At 62.9% G+C, this 15,584-nt stretch carries 15 protein-coding genes; 11 read left to right on the plus strand and 4 right to left on the minus strand.

Going from position 1 to position 15,584, the window contains the following annotated elements; genetic code table 11:
• Positions 1-285: 285 nt before the first annotated feature.
• The 8 genes from SB822_RS32850 to SB822_RS32885 all read left to right on the plus strand — a co-directional run bounded on the left by SB822_RS32850 (position 286) and on the right by SB822_RS32885 (position 9,188).
• Positions 286-1,869, plus strand: coding sequence for a methyltransferase regulatory domain-containing protein (locus SB822_RS32850; RefSeq protein ID WP_410856507.1), 1,584 nt, complete (start codon positions 286-288; stop codon positions 1,867-1,869).
• A gap of 112 nt (positions 1,870-1,981) precedes the next feature.
• Positions 1,982-2,872 (plus strand): SMP-30/gluconolactonase/LRE family protein, encoded by an 891-nt coding sequence (locus tag SB822_RS32855; RefSeq protein ID WP_410856508.1) that lies wholly within the window; start codon positions 1,982-1,984, stop codon positions 2,870-2,872.
• A gap of 162 nt (positions 2,873-3,034) precedes the next feature.
• Positions 3,035-4,048, plus strand: a complete 1,014-nt coding sequence (locus tag SB822_RS32860) for a LacI family DNA-binding transcriptional regulator (protein WP_410856544.1) — start codon at positions 3,035-3,037, stop codon at positions 4,046-4,048.
• 151 nt (positions 4,049-4,199) lie between these two features.
• Positions 4,200-5,987: an IlvD/Edd family dehydratase gene (locus SB822_RS32865; RefSeq protein WP_007586093.1), complete on the plus strand. Its 1,788-nt coding sequence runs from the start codon at positions 4,200-4,202 to the stop codon at positions 5,985-5,987.
• Between the two features lie 25 nt (positions 5,988-6,012).
• Positions 6,013-7,206 (plus strand): fumarylacetoacetate hydrolase family protein, encoded by a 1,194-nt coding sequence (locus tag SB822_RS32870; protein WP_007586092.1) that lies wholly within the window; start codon positions 6,013-6,015, stop codon positions 7,204-7,206.
• A gap of 185 nt (positions 7,207-7,391) precedes the next feature.
• Entirely contained in the window at positions 7,392-7,562 is a 171-nt protein-coding gene (locus tag SB822_RS32875) for a hypothetical protein (protein ID WP_161556737.1), read from the plus strand.
• A 212-nt stretch (positions 7,563-7,774) separates the two neighbouring features.
• Entirely contained in the window at positions 7,775-8,575 is an 801-nt protein-coding gene (locus SB822_RS32880) for a hypothetical protein (protein WP_410856509.1), read from the plus strand.
• Positions 8,576-8,747: 172 nt separating this feature from the next.
• Positions 8,748-9,188, plus strand: a complete 441-nt coding sequence (locus SB822_RS32885) for a PRC-barrel domain-containing protein (RefSeq protein ID WP_007586089.1) — start codon at positions 8,748-8,750, stop codon at positions 9,186-9,188.
• Between the two features lie 123 nt (positions 9,189-9,311).
• Here the strand turns inward: SB822_RS32885 and rpoD are convergent, their stop codons facing one another.
• The 3 genes from rpoD to SB822_RS32900 form a co-directional block, all read right to left on the minus strand.
• A complete protein-coding gene (gene rpoD, locus SB822_RS32890) occupies positions 9,312-11,309 on the minus strand; it encodes an RNA polymerase sigma factor RpoD (protein ID WP_007586088.1) in 1,998 nt (665 codons plus the stop codon).
• Between the two features lie 300 nt (positions 11,310-11,609).
• A complete protein-coding gene (locus SB822_RS32895) occupies positions 11,610-11,870 on the minus strand; it encodes a hypothetical protein (protein ID WP_236674208.1) in 261 nt (86 codons plus the stop codon).
• 201 nt (positions 11,871-12,071) lie between these two features.
• Positions 12,072-12,965, minus strand: coding sequence for a LysR family transcriptional regulator (locus tag SB822_RS32900; protein ID WP_410856510.1), 894 nt, complete (start codon positions 12,963-12,965; stop codon positions 12,072-12,074).
• Between the two features lie 109 nt (positions 12,966-13,074).
• Here SB822_RS32900 and SB822_RS32905 point away from each other — a divergent pair, with 109 nt between their 5' ends.
• From SB822_RS32905 to SB822_RS32915, 3 genes are read left to right on the plus strand one after another with little or no spacing between them, the layout of a single operon-like run.
• Positions 13,075-13,701 carry a nitroreductase family protein gene (locus SB822_RS32905; protein WP_410856511.1) on the plus strand — a complete coding sequence of 209 codons (627 nt, stop codon included), beginning with the start codon at positions 13,075-13,077 and terminating at the stop codon, positions 13,699-13,701.
• A gap of 55 nt (positions 13,702-13,756) precedes the next feature.
• On the plus strand, positions 13,757-14,743 hold the full coding sequence (locus SB822_RS32910) for a zinc-binding dehydrogenase (protein WP_410856545.1): 987 nt from the start codon (positions 13,757-13,759) through the stop codon (positions 14,741-14,743).
• A 26-nt stretch (positions 14,744-14,769) separates the two neighbouring features.
• Positions 14,770-15,252 (plus strand): YybH family protein, encoded by a 483-nt coding sequence (locus tag SB822_RS32915; protein ID WP_410856512.1) that lies wholly within the window; start codon positions 14,770-14,772, stop codon positions 15,250-15,252.
• Positions 15,253-15,268: 16 nt separating this feature from the next.
• On the opposite strand, the gene SB822_RS32920 is transcribed toward SB822_RS32915, so the two are convergent.
• Entirely contained in the window at positions 15,269-15,574 is a 306-nt protein-coding gene (locus SB822_RS32920; RefSeq protein WP_410856513.1) for an RNA-binding protein, read from the minus strand.
• Positions 15,575-15,584 lie beyond the last annotated feature (10 nt).

Genomic DNA, 15,584 nt, shown 5'->3' on the forward strand with positions numbered 1-15,584 from the left:
AAAGGGCGTCGATGGTTTCGCTCGCGACGGATGAAGAAGAGCGTCATCGGCAGGGTGCATGCATTCGTCCCGAACGGCTCAGAGGGCGTCGCGGATCGCGTGCACGGATGCCCCGCGCCATGACGCACAGGCAGGCAGCGACGGCAAGTCGCGGATGCTAGACCCGTAGTCGCTGGGACTCATTTCTCGATCCGGAATGGACGTTGACACAAATCGACATTTCGAATTTGCGCTGTGACTACATTGTGTTTTTTTGCAATCCCGAACACCTTCGGATGACACACAATGGACACCACACAACACACGAACGAGATCGAGCAGAACTACGACGATAACCCTTACTACTCATTCTCCTATGAGCAGTCTGCGCCGGAACACCTTGCCGCCGTCGCGCATGTGTTCGGACTGTCCGCGCCCGATGTGAGCAAGGCGCGCGTGCTCGAACTGGGTTGCGCAGCAGGCAGGAATCTCATTCCGTTCGCCGTGCGCAATCCCGGTGCGCGCGCGATCGGCGTCGATCTCTCCGGCGCGCAGGTGCAGGAAGGGCGCCAAAACATCAAACGGTTGAAGCTGAAGAACGTCGAGTTGCGACAGCAGGATCTCACGACGCTGGGCGAGGTGGACGGGAAGTTCGACTACATCATCTGTCACGGTGTGTATAGCTGGGTGCCGCAAGCCGTGCAGCAGGCTATCTTGCGCGTCTGTAGCGAGAACCTGTCGGCGGACGGCATTGCTTACCTCGGCTACAAGACGTATCCGGGATGGAAGTCGCGCGAGATCGTGCGCGACGCGATGCTGTTGCGCGCCGGCGAACTGAAAGGCGCTGGCGAACGTCTCGCGCATGGACGCGGCATGCTCGATTTTCTGCGTGAGCATGCAAGGAAGGACAGCGTGCTGGCGCGCGCGGTCGAGCAGGATCACGAGATGATCAACAACAACGACGCGGGCTTCTCCGCCTATGTGAATCACGATTATCTGGCATTGTCGAACGCGCCGTGCTATTTCCAGGACTTCACAAAACGGATCGATGAACACGGGCTTGCATATCTCGCCGATGCGAACCTGCCTTCGATGTTCGCGTCCAATTACGGCGATGAGATTGGGCGGCTGCTGCTGGCGGAATGCGGTCACAGCCAGGTGCTGACCGAACAGTATCTGGACTTCGTGAGCGACCGGGCGTTCCGGACTTCGCTGATCGTGCATAAGGAACGCACCGGCGGCATCCACTATCGCGTCGAACATGAGCGTCTGCGCAAATTGCATCTCGCGGCGTCGTTGAAGTGCGCGGACGGTGATGTCCGCATGGACGATTCTCCGCAGCGTTTCGACGCGGAGAACGGCAGTTCGATCATATTGAACCATGCCATCGACAAGGCGGCCGCGATCGAGCTTGAACGGATGTGGCCATTCACCATGAGCTTCGACGAGTTGAAACGCAATGTGCGGGCGCGTCTGGGCAACGATGCGGCGCTGCCCGATACCGACATCGAAGCGCGGCTCGACGTGTTCTTCAACGCAATGGTGGTCAGAGGGCTGGGCCGTTTCCGGCTTCATCCGTTGACGCGAAGCTCAGGCAATGCGCGTCTGCATGCCGCTGTGCGCCACTATCCCGCAGGGCTTCCGCGAGGGCAATTGGCGCACACGTTCAATCCCTGGCATCAACCCGTCCAGATGGATGCGGTCACGCAGTTGCTGTTACCCCATATCGATGGCAGCCGCAATGAGGCTGATCTGCTTGGAATACTGTCGAAAGCGGTCAAGGAGGGCGCGTTGACCGTTTCGCGTCCGGCGGGTGAAAGCGGTGAAGCGGCCGAACGTATCGTGCTGGCGCGCGAACTGGAGCGCGCGCTGAAACTGCTGTGCGCGTGAGCGTCGGCATCGTCGGACTCGAAACACGCGGGAATGTCTGCTACTGTTGACTGATTCGTCAACGCGTCGTGTCCAGCGCGCGGCTCATCGTTCATCGCAGAGGATCGTCATCATGCAGACATTGGAATGTGTGTTGCCCGCCGCCGCCGCACTCGGCGAATGTCCGCGCTGGGACGAGCGCCGCGCGAAGCTGTGGTGGGTCGATATCAACGCGCCCGCGCTGAATTGCTTCGATCCGAAGACGGGCGAGAACACCGCGATTCCGATGCCCGAGAACATTGGTTGCTTCTCGTTGACCGAGGACGATGGGTTCATCGCGGGCATGCGCACGGGCATCTTTCTACTCGATGCGAAAGGGCAGGTCGTGCGCAAGCTGTGCGCGAACGCCGAGAACCCCGCGACGAGCCGCTTCAACGATGGCCGTTGCGACGCGCGCGGACGCTTCTGGCTCGGCACGCTCGACGAGCCGAAGGCGGGCGATGCGGCAGCGCTGTATCGCTACGCGAACGGTGCCTTGACGAAGATCGACACGGGCCTGCTCACGTCGAATGGCATGGGGTTCAGCCCTGACTATCGCTGGTGTTATCACTCGGATACGCCGCGCTTCACGATCTACCGTCATCCGTACGACATCGACAGCGGCGAGGTCGGGCCGCGCGAAGACTGGGTGAAGTTCCAGCCGACGCCGACGGATCGCGGGCGTCCCGATGGCGCGTCGGTGGATAGCGAAGGCTACTACTGGTCGGCGTTGTATGAGGGCGGGCGCGTCGTGCGTATTTCGCCAGAAGGCAAGGTCGTCGAAGAACATCCGTTGCCCGCGCGCTGTCCGACGATGTGCACGTTCGGCGGCGACGATCTGCGTACGCTCTACGTGACGACGGCGCGTGGCGGGCGTCCCGCGGAAGAGATCGAAAAATTTCCGCAATCGGGTGGCGTATTCGCGATGCGCGTGTCGGTGCCGGGGCTCATCGAAAAGCGCAGTGCGTTGCGCCTGACGGAGTAAGCGCGCGCCGTTGCATCCGTTGCGGATGGATGGGGCATACGGCGCTGCCGTTATCATAGGCACCTGTCCACGAACGCGACCGAACCCATCAGCATGTCGAGCACTCCACGCATCACCAGGCGCGTCTCCGCAACACGCAACACGCTCGCGGGACCGCCGCGCATGTCCGACGTTGCGGCGCTGGCGGGCGTATCGAAGATGACCGTGTCGCGCGTGCTGGCTGGCCGCGGCGTCGCGCCCGCGACACGCGAGCGCGTGCAGCTGGCGATCGACGAACTCGGCTACGTCGCGGACGCTGCGGCAGGCGCGCTGTCCTCCGGGCGCTCGGCGTTCGCGGCAGTGTTCGTGCCGTCGCTGGCCAGTTCCAACTTTTCCGACACCGTGCGCGGACTCACGTCCGCGCTCGAACCGCACGGCCTGCAACTGCTGATCGGCGACACCGACTACGACCTCGAACGCGAAGAACGGCTCGTGCGTTCGATGCTGCGTCATCAGCCTCGCTGCATTGCGTTGACGGGCGCGCAGCACACGCCCGCGACACGCGAACTGCTGGTGCGCTCGGGCGTGCCCGTCGTCGAGATGTGGGATTTGCCGGCGACACCGATCGACGCGGCCGTAGGTTTCTCCAACGCCAAAGCGGCGCGCGAGATGGTGCGCTATCTGACCGGGCGCGGTTATCGGCGGATCGGCTTTCTGGGGGGCGCGAGCGAGCTTGACAGACGCGGCATGGAGCGCCTGAAGGGCTATCTGCAGGAAGTGAAGGCGCAGGATATGGGCGAGCCGCGCGTCGTACGGTTGGGCGAATCGCCCATCACGATGAGCCACGGCGCGCCCGCGCTCGAAGCGCTGTTGCAGCAATGGCCCGACACGGATGCCGTGATGTGCGTGAGCGATATGTCCGCGTTCGGCGCGATCATGCAGTGCCATCGGCGCGGCCTGTCGGTGCCCGGCGATATCGCCATTGCGGGTTTTGGAAACTTCGAAATGGCCGCGTGCTGCACGCCCACCATCACGACAGTATCCGTCGACGCTTACGGCATCGGCACGCGCACGGGCGAAATGCTGCTGGCCGCGCTTGCCGAAAGCGACGGTGCAGCGCGTCATGCATCGGCGCGCACATCGACGCGCAAAAGCGTGAAAATCGACTACACGGTGATCGCGCGCGAAAGCGCCTGACGCTTGTCGTTGCGGCCTTTCGTGTCGCGCGAATGCCGTGCTACCATGGTCCGATGTTACCGATAACGTGCCGTATGTGATGCGCCTTTGACGCGCGATGCAAGCGATGCAGCCGAAGCAACGACGGCACAAGCAAACATGGAGACACGAGATGACGGAGAACACGCAAGCACGCCGTCTGCGCAGCCAGGAGTGGTTCGACGATCCTTCGCACGCGGATATGACCGCGCTCTATGTCGAGCGCTTCATGAACTACGGCCTCACGCGCGAAGAGTTGCAGTCGGGCCGGCCGATCATCGGCATCGCGCAGACGGGTAGCGATCTCGCGCCCTGCAATCGGCATCACATCGAACTGGCCGCGCGCACGAAGGCGGGCATCCGCGACGCGGGCGGCATTCCGATGGAATTTCCCGTGCATCCGCTTGCCGAACAGAGCCGCCGCCCGACGGCCGCGCTCGACCGCAATCTCGCGTATCTCGGTCTCGTAGAAATCCTGCATGGCTTTCCGCTCGACGGCGTGGTGCTGACCACCGGCTGCGACAAGACCACGCCCGCCTGTCTGATGGCGGCCGCGACCGTCGACATGCCCGCAATCGTGCTGTCGGGTGGCCCGATGCTCGACGGCTGGCATCAAGGCAAGCGCGTCGGCTCCGGCACCGTGATCTGGCACGCGCGTAATCTGCTCGCGACGGGCGAGATCGACTATGAAGGCTTCATGGAACTGACGACCGCCTCGTCGCCTTCCATCGGACACTGCAACACGATGGGCACAGCGCTGTCGATGAACAGCCTCGCGGAAGCGCTCGGCATGTCGCTGCCCGCCTGCGCGAGCATTCCCGCTGCGTACCGCGAGCGCGGGCAGATGGCGTATGCAACAGGCAAGCGTATCGTCGAGATGGTCCGCGAAGATCTGAAGCCCTCGCGCATCATGACGAAAGAGGCGTTCGAGAATGCAATCGTCGTGGCGTCCGCGCTGGGCGCATCGAGCAATTGTCCGCCGCATCTGATCGCGATAGCGCGGCATATGGGCATCGAATTGAGTCTCGCGGACTGGCAACGTGTCGGCGAACAGGTGCCGTTGCTCGTCAATTGCATGCCTGCGGGCGAATATCTCGGCGAGAGTTTTCATCGCGCGGGCGGCGTGCCTGCCGTCATGCATGAACTGTGCGAAGCGGGCCTAGTACACGAATCGTGTATGACGGTATCGGGCCGCAGCATCGGTGATATCGCCGCGCGTTCGGTGACCGGCGATCGCGATGTGATTCGCACGACAGCCGAGCCGCTCAAACATGGCGCGGGTTTCATCGTGCTGTCGGGCAACTTCTTCGATAGCGCGATCATGAAGATGTCCGTGGTCGGCGAGGCGTTCCGGCAAACTTATCTGAGCGAGCCGGGCCACGAGAATACGTTCGAAACGCGCGCGATCGTGTTCGACGGTCCCGAGGACTATCACGCGCGCATCAACGATCCGTCGCTCGACATCGATGAGCACTGCATGCTCGTCATTCGCGGCGCGGGCACGGTCGGTTATCCGGGCAGCGCGGAAGTGGTCAACATGGCGCCGCCCGCGGAACTCGTGCGGCAGGGCATCACGTCCTTGCCTTGCATGGGCGACGGACGGCAGAGCGGCACGTCGGCGAGCCCGTCCATTCTCAACATGTCGCCGGAAGCGGCTGTCGGCGGCGGCCTTGCGCTGTTGTGCACGAACGATCGCATTCGCGTCGATCTCAACGCGCGCAGCGTGCAATTGCTCGTCGATGAGGAAGAACTGGCGCGCCGCCGCGCAAGCATGACGTTCGACATCCCGCCTGCGCAAACGCCGTGGCAGGAGTTGTATCGTCAGACGGTCGGGCAGCTTTCGACGGGCGGCTGTCTCGAGCCCGCGACGCTCTATCTGAAAGTGATCGCCGAGCGCGGGAATCCGCGGCATTCGCATTGACCAACAATGATTGGAGACTCGCTTCATGACTGCATCGAACGAAACGAACTATCTTCCTGACGATCTCGACCGCGCGCTGCTAATTGGCCGCGTGTGGCGCAAGACAGACCGTCATGAAGGGCCGAGCGTCGTGGCCGTGCGCAATGGCGACGTGTTCGACATTACATCGAGCGCGCCGACCACGGCCGATCTGTTCGAACGCGACGATGCCGTCGAGATCGCACGCAATGCGCCCGGCGAACGGCTCGGCAGCGCAGCCGAACTGATCGCCGCAAGTCTCGCGAACGACGCGTCGGCGAACCTGCAACTGCTCGCGCCCTGCGACGTGCAGCCGATCAAGGCATGCGGCGTGACATTCGCCGTGAGCCTGATCGAGCGCGTGATCGAAGAGCAGGCGGGCGGCGATCCCGCGAAGGCAGAAGAAGTGCGGCAGACGATTGCAACGGTGATCGGCACCGACCTGTCGAAAATCAAGCCGGGTTCGGAAGCGGCGGCGCGTCTGAAGGCGGAACTCGAGCGGCGCGGCGCGTGGTCGCAATACATGGAAGTCGGCATCGGCCCCGACGCGGAAGTGTTTTCGAAGTCGCAGCCGATGTCGTCCGTGGGCTTCGGCGCGGATGTCGGCCTGCTCGCGGCATCGACATGGAACAACCCCGAGCCGGAGATCGTGCTGGCCGTCAACAGCAAGGCCGTGATCGTCGGCGCGACGCTCGGCAACGATGTGAACTTGCGCGATATCGAAGGACGCTCGGCGTTGCTGCTCGGCAAGTGCAAGGACAACAACGGCTCGTGTTCGATCGGACCGTTCGTGCGACTCTTCGACGGCGACTTCACGCTGGATACCGTACGGCGCACGAGCGTGTCGCTGCGCGTCGAAGGCGTCGACGATGGCTTTCTGCTCGAAGGCGTCAGCCATATGTCGGAGATCAGCCGCGATCCCGCCGATCTCGTCGCGCAGACTTGCGGCAAGCATCATCAGTATCCGGATGGCTTCATGCTGTTCCTCGGCACGATGTTTTCGCCGATCAAGGACCGCGACGCGAAAGGCGGCGGCTTCACGCATCACCTGGGCGATATCGTGACGATCTCGACGCCGCAACTCGGCGCGTTGCGCAACACGGTACAACTGTGCACGGAGATCACGCCGTGGACGTTCGGCGTGCGCGCGCTCTACGCAAATCTCGCGGCGCGCGGGCTGCTCGGTTCGAGCGCGCAATAATTTTTCCGCGGCCGCAGTGTCGTGAATATGGAAAAGGCAACGTTTGCGAATCGTGTTATCGCCATTCACAAACGTTCAAATAATCAGGATCACAAAATTCATCGAAAATATCTCTGCATTCTCTCCCTATTTGAAGTTCCACAATAAAGCCTGAAGGCGGGCAACTGGGCGTCGCGAAGCGTTTCGTGCGCATGCTGTACGGCGCGACGGAGGCGCAGATGCCGGGCATCGTGCCGTACGCGGCGATGCATGGCGCGGGCAGCGTGTTCGTCACATCGACGGGCTTGCCGAATCCGTACAAGAACCTGCCCGCCTGGTGGAGCCAACTGGTGAGCAGCGTGCTCGCAATGAGATAACCAGGAAGAACGAAGGCGCTTCGCGCGCCGTGCAGTTCGATGTCGATGTACGCCAGGTGTTTGCGCACCTGGTTTTCTTGCGCCAACGCATTCGGGCAAATGCGTGCATGCCATATCCCGTTGATCGAATACGCTTAGAATGCGTGGTGAAATGGATTGCGTTCAACGCAGCGAGGCGCACCGATAGCGCCGTTTTCAACGGAGAGGATGTTGTGCAATTTCTGAATCGCACGGTTGCTTCGGGCAATCGCGTGCTGCCAATGCTGTGTGTCGCGCTGGCGTTGTGCGCCGGCACGGCGAACGCCACGCCGGCCGCGCCCAAGGGCAACGTGGCTCATGAGGCAAGCGCCCCGGCAACGCCCGACCGCTTCACCGCCGACGACCCCGTCAAGGTGCGCGACATGCTCGCGAGCCAGATGCCCCCGGCCGCGACGGATTCGCTGACCACTCGCATCCGCAAGTTCGCGCGCGAACCCTACGACCGCATCGTGCGCGGTCATGCCGAGGCGGCCGAAAGCGGGCAGCGCACTTTCCTGTTCATGATTCCGGCGCCGCACGGCATTCTGTATCGGTCGAATACGCATGTGCTAAGTGTGAATGTGCCGCTTGCGAGCGACGAGCATCCCGACGCGATCCAGCTCTACCAGAGCATCGATGGCCCGAGCGGGCGCGGCCTCGTGATCGCGCCCGATGCGAAGGCCAAGGGCTTTATTCAGAAAATCGATTCGATCGAACTGGCCACGGAAGGCAAGGCGAAGACGGCGGCGCGCGGGCGTCTGACCGTCCCGCAAGCAACCTTCGAGCAGACCGACGACAGCTTCGCGATCGTGCTCGTCTGCACGCTCGAACCGCCGTATCTGACGGAGACGCGAGAGCACAGCGATCCCACCGACGAAGAACCCACCGACATCACGCGCCGCACCTCGACGCTGCACGCGAACGTTCAGGCCGTCTGGCTGGTGAACCAGAAAGACGGCACGGTGATCGGTAAAGGACTGCGGCTTGGGAAGTAGCGGCGCATATCGACGCGATGCGCGTCGCCGTGCATGTCGGAAAGGGCGCACGCATTCTCGGAAAAAACCTACGTACCCTTCTGCGACTTTTTCTTTCTGATGCGGTAAGGTATTACGCTTCCTCTTACAGCAGCGGCAGTCCCTCGCAACATTTCACAACGGAGAATAAGCTATGAAGGCAAAGTGGGCAGCGGTTCTGATCGCGGCATCGACGTTCGGCTTGATGGCAGGCCAGGCAAGCGCGCAAGTGGCAGGCTCGCAGACCATTGGCGTGAGCGTCGAGCAGGAATCGATCATCGTCAACGGCTGGAGCGCGAAGAAGAGCCTGCTTGGCAAGCCGATCTACAACGAGCAGGGCCAGAAGGTCGGCGTGCTGCACGACATCATCATTGCGCCGGACAACGCTGCTTCGTTCGCGATCGTCGCCGCGCATCAGTTCCTCGGTGTGTCGCAGCATGACGTCGCCGTGCCGTTCTCGCAGATCGACTTTACGGGCGGCAAGCTGGTGTGGGCAGGCGCGACCAAGGACGCTGTGAAGGCCATTCCGGCGTTCCAGTACACGAAGGTTCGCGCAACGCCGATCGCTCGCAAGGAATACAGCGAGCATCACTAAGCGTGTCATGCGGTTCGTATCGAGTTCGAGCGAACCGCAAGCATAAAAAAACGCGGCAGCCTTTGGGCTGCCGCGTTTCGTTTGAGGCTCTGCCGCGCCCTTATCAGGCGGCGGCGATAGCGATCAGCTGCGTTCGAGGAACGGGCGCAGCTTGTCCGCGCGGCTCGGGTGATTGAGCTTGCGGATCGCCTTGCCTTCGATCTGGCGGATACGCTCGCGCGTCACGTCGAACTGGCGACCCACTTCTTCAAGCGTCAGTTCCGAGGCCGTGTCGATGCCGTAGCGCATGCGCAGCACCTTCGCTTCACGCGGCGTGAGGGCGTCGAGCGCTTCGTCGATCGCGCGGCGCATGTTCGCGTGCACGGCGGCGTCGGCGGGCGACGTCGCGGACGTGTCTTCGATCATGTCGCCGAGCGTCGTGTCGGCATCTTCACCCACAGGCGAATCCAGCGAGGCCGGATTCTTCGCGATCTTCAGGATGCTGCGGATCTTCGCTTCGGGCATGTCCATGCGCTCGGCGAGCACCGACGGATGCGGCTCCTGACCCGTCTGCTGGACGATCTCGCGCTGGATGCGGTTCAGCTTGTTGATCGATTCGATCATGTGAACGGGCACACGAATGGTGCGTGCCTGATCGGCGATCGCGCGCGTGATGGCCTGACGGACCCACCACGTTGCGTACGTCGAGAACTTCCAGCCGCGACGGTATTCGAACTTGTCCACTGCCTTCATCAGGCCGATGTTGCCTTCCTGGATCAGGTCGAGGAAGTGCATGCCACGGTTGACGTACTTCTTCGCGATCGAAATGACGAGACGCAGGTTCGCTTCGATCATCTCGCGCTTGGCCTGGCGCATCTTGCCTTCCGCCGAGCCAAGCTGCTTGTTGATCTGCTTGAGCTGTTGCAGCGGCAGCGCGATCGACGCTTCGATGTCAACCAGCTTCTGCTGTTCCGACTGGATGGCAGGCAGGTGACGCTCGAGCGCCGGACCGTACGACTTCGACTTCGCGGCGATGCGCATCGTCCAGTCGAGATCGGTTTCGTTGCCCGGGAACGATTCGACGAACGCTTCGCGCGGCATGTCGCAGCGGTCCACGGCGATCTGCAGGATGTGGCGTTCGATCGCGCGAACCTGCGCGACCTGCGCCTGCACTTCCGCGCACAGGCGGTCGATGGTCTTGGCCGTGAAGCGGATCGGCGTGAGTTCCTGCTGGATCGACTCGCGCAGGTTCGCGATGGCCGTCGCGCGGCGCTTGTCCGTGACGGGCATGTCGGGCACGCTGGCGAAGAGGTCGCGCACGCGCCCGAAGATCGCGAGGCTGTCGACCGTCAGTTGCTCGAGGCGCGCGGCGTTGGCTTTTTCGCCGCCGTCATCCGACAGGTCGCCGTCGTCTTCGTCCGAATCTTCGTCCGAGGCGCTCGCTTCCAGCTCTTCTTCCGCAGCGGCGTCCGCTGCTTCCTCGTCGAGTTCGGCGGCTTCGCTCGTGTCGCTGATGCCGTCGACCAGTTCGTCGATGCGGATTTCACCCGCGACGACGCGGTCCACGTCCGCGAGAATCGTCGAGATGATCGACGGGCACATTGCGATGGCTTGCACCATGTCCTGCAGGCCGCCTTCGATGCGCTTGGCGATTTCGATTTCGCCGGCGCGCGTGAGCAGCTCGCTCGCACCCATTTCACGCATATACATGCGGACCGGGTCGGTCGTGCGGCCGAATTCGGAGTCAACCGTGGACAGCGCGACTTCCGCTTCCTCATCGGCCTGATCGTCCGATGCGGCAGCCGACGGGCCGTCGTTCAGAAGCAGCGTTTCCGCGTCGGGCGCCGTTTCGTACACGGACACGCCCATTTCGCCGAACGTGCTGACGATGGTTTCCATCGCGGCTGTTTCGGTGAAATTGTCGGGCAAGTGGTCGTTGATGTCGGCGTGCGTCAAATAGCCGCGTTCGCGGCCCAGCGCGATCAGCGCGCGCATCTGACGTTGACGTTCTTCAACGAGGGATTCCAGCAAGGCCGCATCTAGCGGCGCGGCGGCGGGTTGCGCCTTCGCTTTTGCTGCGCGCTTGGGCGCCTTCGGTGCGGTGGTTTCGAACTGGGAATTGTCCCGGTCAAGCTTTGCCAATACGTTCTCCTCGGCAGGCTGTTTCGCATCCCCGCGCAAACACGCGCGGCAGGCGGGCAACCTGTCGGATCGTGAGGTGTGGGCGGGGTGTTGCACGAATCGATTGACGCGGAACGGTGTGCTCGAAGTCACTGGCGATGTGCTGGCATGCCAGCACGTTCACCCGACTCCGGCGCAGTGCCTTCCAGTTAGGACGCAATTCGACGCGTGCTGAAAAGTGAATCTGCAAGTGTAGCAGAAAAGGTGGTGCGGTGCACCAGTTTTATGCAACTGCTGATGCCCCGTGCTGGTGCATGCCCATCACCGCCGATTGCGCGACAGATCGGACGCGACAATGCCCGCGAGCGCCGCGACCAGCAGGCAGCCGACCGTCAGTAGCGTCTTGGCGACGGCCACGGACACATGCTCGGGCCCGATCACCGCGAACGCGCCGACCAGCAGCCCGACGGCCGACAGCGCGAACATCGCCCACGGCGTGCCGCCGTGCTTCGCGGCATCCTTCGCGACGCAGGTGGTGTCCTGCGCGCGTTCCGGCTCGGGAAGGGTAGACGGTGTGGTCACGGCGGAAGCTTTAGACGACGAAGAGATAGAACCTATCTTATGCGACGCATCGTTCATTTCGACAACGTGTTTCTTTCGAACCGGTAACTGGACAGGATGGGCGTAGGCCGTGGCCGGCAGCCGCGCTGCGAGATCCATCATGTTATGACATAACGGCAACGGCGTCAGCGGGCAACGCGCGCGGTGTGCAGAAGTACAACGTCAAGGGAACGAGCCATCGCCCGCGTCGTCGCCGCCCAGGCGTTCCTGACAGAAATCGAGATACGCGCGAACGATCGACGACGGATGCCGGTGCGACGGATACAGCAGATTGATCTCCTGCAAGGGCAACGGGTAATCGGGCAGCAGCGCGACGACATGGCCTGCTTTCACATCGTCGGCGATCAGGTACGGCGGCAGTTCCGTCGCGGCTTCGCCGCCCAGCACGCGAAACCGCAAATGCGCGTAGTCATTCGTCGATATGAGCGGCTTCGGCTGGAATGTCGCGTTGCCGAGCCGCCATAGCGGCCGCGCGTAGCTGTTCTGCATCCACGCCGCGCAAGGATAGCGATCGAGGTCGTCCGGTGTGACGGGCGGACCGAGCCGCTCGACGAGCGCCCGGCTTGCGACCAGCACGTGCCGGTACGCGAGTATCTTGCGCGCGACCATCAACTCGTGGTCGATCGCGCCGACGCGCAGCGCGACATCGATTCCGTCAGCTGTCAGATCGACGCGGCGCTCGGTCGAGTAGACGAACACGCGAATGCCCGGATAGCGCTGCTGGAACGCGTCGAGCACCGTCCACCACGGTTCGAACGACGGCGGCAGCGACAGCCGCAGATAACCCTTCAATTGCGCTTGCGAACTGAGCACGGCCTCCCGCGCGTCGACGAGCGACTCGATGCCACGGCTTGCGTGCTCGTACAGCCGCGTGCCGGCGTCCGTCAGCTGCGTGCCGCGCGTCGTGCGTTCCAGCAGTTGCACGGACAGTTGCTGCTCCAGTTCGCGCATCTTGCGGCTGAGTGTGGGCAGCGGAATGCCGAGCCGCTGCGCCGCCGCCGACAGACTCCCCGTCTGCACGACGTTGACGAACATTTCGACCGCGTTCAGATCCATCGTTCGTCCTTCCATATTTGAGAGGAGGCATATCAGTTTTGCGGGTTCCGGTTTTCATTCCGATAGGCCAAAGTAGCATCACATCGTCCCAATCAACAAGGAGAACAAGATGTCTACCGTTGAGAACCCGGTTGAAAGCCACATCGAATCACGCATCTCTGCAAACCATTTCGATGCCGCGCGCCTTCTGGCCGACCACGAAATCGAAGACCTGATTCGCCTCGCGACGAAGGCGCCTTCGGCGTTCAACCTGCAGAACTGGAAATTTGTCGCGGTTCGCACTGCCGACGCGAAGGCGCGTCTGTTGCCGCACGCGTATTGCCAACAGAAGGTCGTCGACGCGGCGGTCACGTTCATCGTTTGCGGCACGCTCGAACCGCACCGGACGCTGTCGGTTGCGCTTCAGCCGTCTGTGAGCGCCGGGCTGATCGATGACGCGACCCGCGACGGTTGGGTCGGCGCCGCGCGCTCGATGTATCAGGACAACCCGGCGCTCCAGCGCGACGAGGCGATCCGCTCGGCGTCGCTTGCCGCGATGACGTTGATGCTCGCGGCGCAGGGGAAGGGACTCGCGTCCGGCCCGATGATCGGCTTCGATCCGGCCGGTGTCGCGCGCGAGTTCGGACTCGCGTCGACCGACTTGCCCGCGATGCTCGTTACCGTTGGCTATCCCGCACCGGGCAACTGGCCGCAAAAGCCACGCAGGCCCGTTGCCGACGTATTGCTGTTCGCCTGATACCGGCGCGTTCAGATGAAAGCAGAACAATTACCCAATTAATAAGGAGTCCATGATGAAGGCCTATGTGATCGAACGGGCCGGTGGCCCGGAAGTGCTCGAGCTGCGCGACGTGCCGTCTGTCGCGCCGAAGTTCGACGAAGTGCGCATTCGCGTGCGCGCCTTCGGTATCAACCGCGCTGAAGCGTATCTGCGCGCCGGCAAACTCGGACCGATCGACGCGCCGCGTGTGCCCGGCATCGAAGCAGTCGGCGAAATACTCGAAGATCCGTCCGGCGCGTTTCGTGTCGGCGAGCGGGTTGCAACCGCGATGGGTGGGCTGCAGTTCACGCGGGCGGGCAGCTATGCGGAGGAAGTCACCGTGCTCGCGCGTAACGTCGTGTCGCTCCAGGGCACCGCGTTGCCGTGGCAAGAACTGGCCGCGCTGCCGCAAGCGTATCTGACCGCCTGGGGCGCACTGCGCAAAAGCCTGAAGATCGAAGCGGGGCAAACGCTGTTGGTGCGGGGCGCCACATCGTCGGTCGGCCTTGCTGCCGTTACGTATGCGAAGGCATCGGGCGCGCGCGTGCTCGCTTCGACCCGCTCCACGGAGCACGTCGAGCGGCTGTATCGCGCAGGCGCCGACGCGGTCATCATCGACGACGGGGCGATTGCAGAACAGGTTCTCGACGCGCAACCGGCCGGCATCGACGCCGCGCTCGAAATCGTCGGCGCCGCGACGCTTCGCGACACCATGAAAACGGTGCGCCCGTTCGGCGCGATCACGGTGATCGGCATGCTCGGCGGCCCGCCCGTGCTCGATCAGTTCAATCTGATAGCCGATCTGCCGCCTGCCGCGCGACTGAGCTTCTTTCCGAGCCAGCTGTTCGGCACGGAGGCTTTGCCGCTCACCAGCACGCCGCTGAAGTCGCTCGCACTCGATGTGGAAAACCGGCGTATCCCGTCTCACCTCGTACAGGCTTTTGCATTCGACGAACTGCAGGACGCGCATCGTCTGATCGAGAGCAACCGCGCGCTCGGCAAGATCGTGGTGCGGCTATGAATGCGGCACGCGAGAGGACAGTCACCATGCTATTCAGGACATTGTTCGTTCCCGTGCTGTTTGCGGCTAGCGTTGCGCTACCGGACGTTACGTTTGCCGCGCCCTTGAGCGACACGGACCGCGCCATCACGCAACAACTGCATCGCTACGAGCAGGGGTTGAACGCGTCGGACACCGACGCGATCATGAGACTCTACGACGACGCACCCGTTGTCATGGCACAGAACGCGCCGCCGGCAGTAGGGCGTGAAGGCGTGCGCAACGCGTACACGCACGCCTTCAGCGCGGTCAGGCTGAACGTGCGCTTTTCGATCGATGAGATCAAGCCGATGTCGCGCGACTGGGCGTTCGCACGCACGCATTCGACAGGTACGATCGAAACGCTGACGGGTAAGCACTCGACGCAGCCCGAAGCCAACCAGGAGTTGTTCATCCTGCATCGCGGGCCGGACGGCATCTGGCGTGTCGCGCGTTATAGCTTTTCGACGACCAATCCGCCCGCGGTCTGAATCCGCTATCTAGAATCTAGACGGGCCCCGGCAACGCGGTCCGTGTCTGGCGGCGCGTCTCGGCCGCTTCGCTGACGTCCCAGAACGACAGCACCTGCACCGACAACCGGCAGCGATGCCAGTACATGCCATGCAGGCGGCGCCGTATATAGTTCAGCGTCGTCCAGTTGGCGCCCTTGATGGCGATGAGTGCGGCGGGGTGCTCGTCAGCTTCGCCGACCAGTTCGATATCGCGGCAGTCCGCGTGCGAATAGCGGAACACCAGCGCTTTCACTTCATCGAGCGAGGCTTTTTGCGGCAGACCGCTGATCAACAGTTTCATGCTTTTGTAC

The organism is Paraburkholderia sp. SIMBA_054 (assembly GCF_046534875.1).
GTDB lineage: Bacteria > Pseudomonadota > Gammaproteobacteria > Burkholderiales > Burkholderiaceae > Paraburkholderia > Paraburkholderia hospita.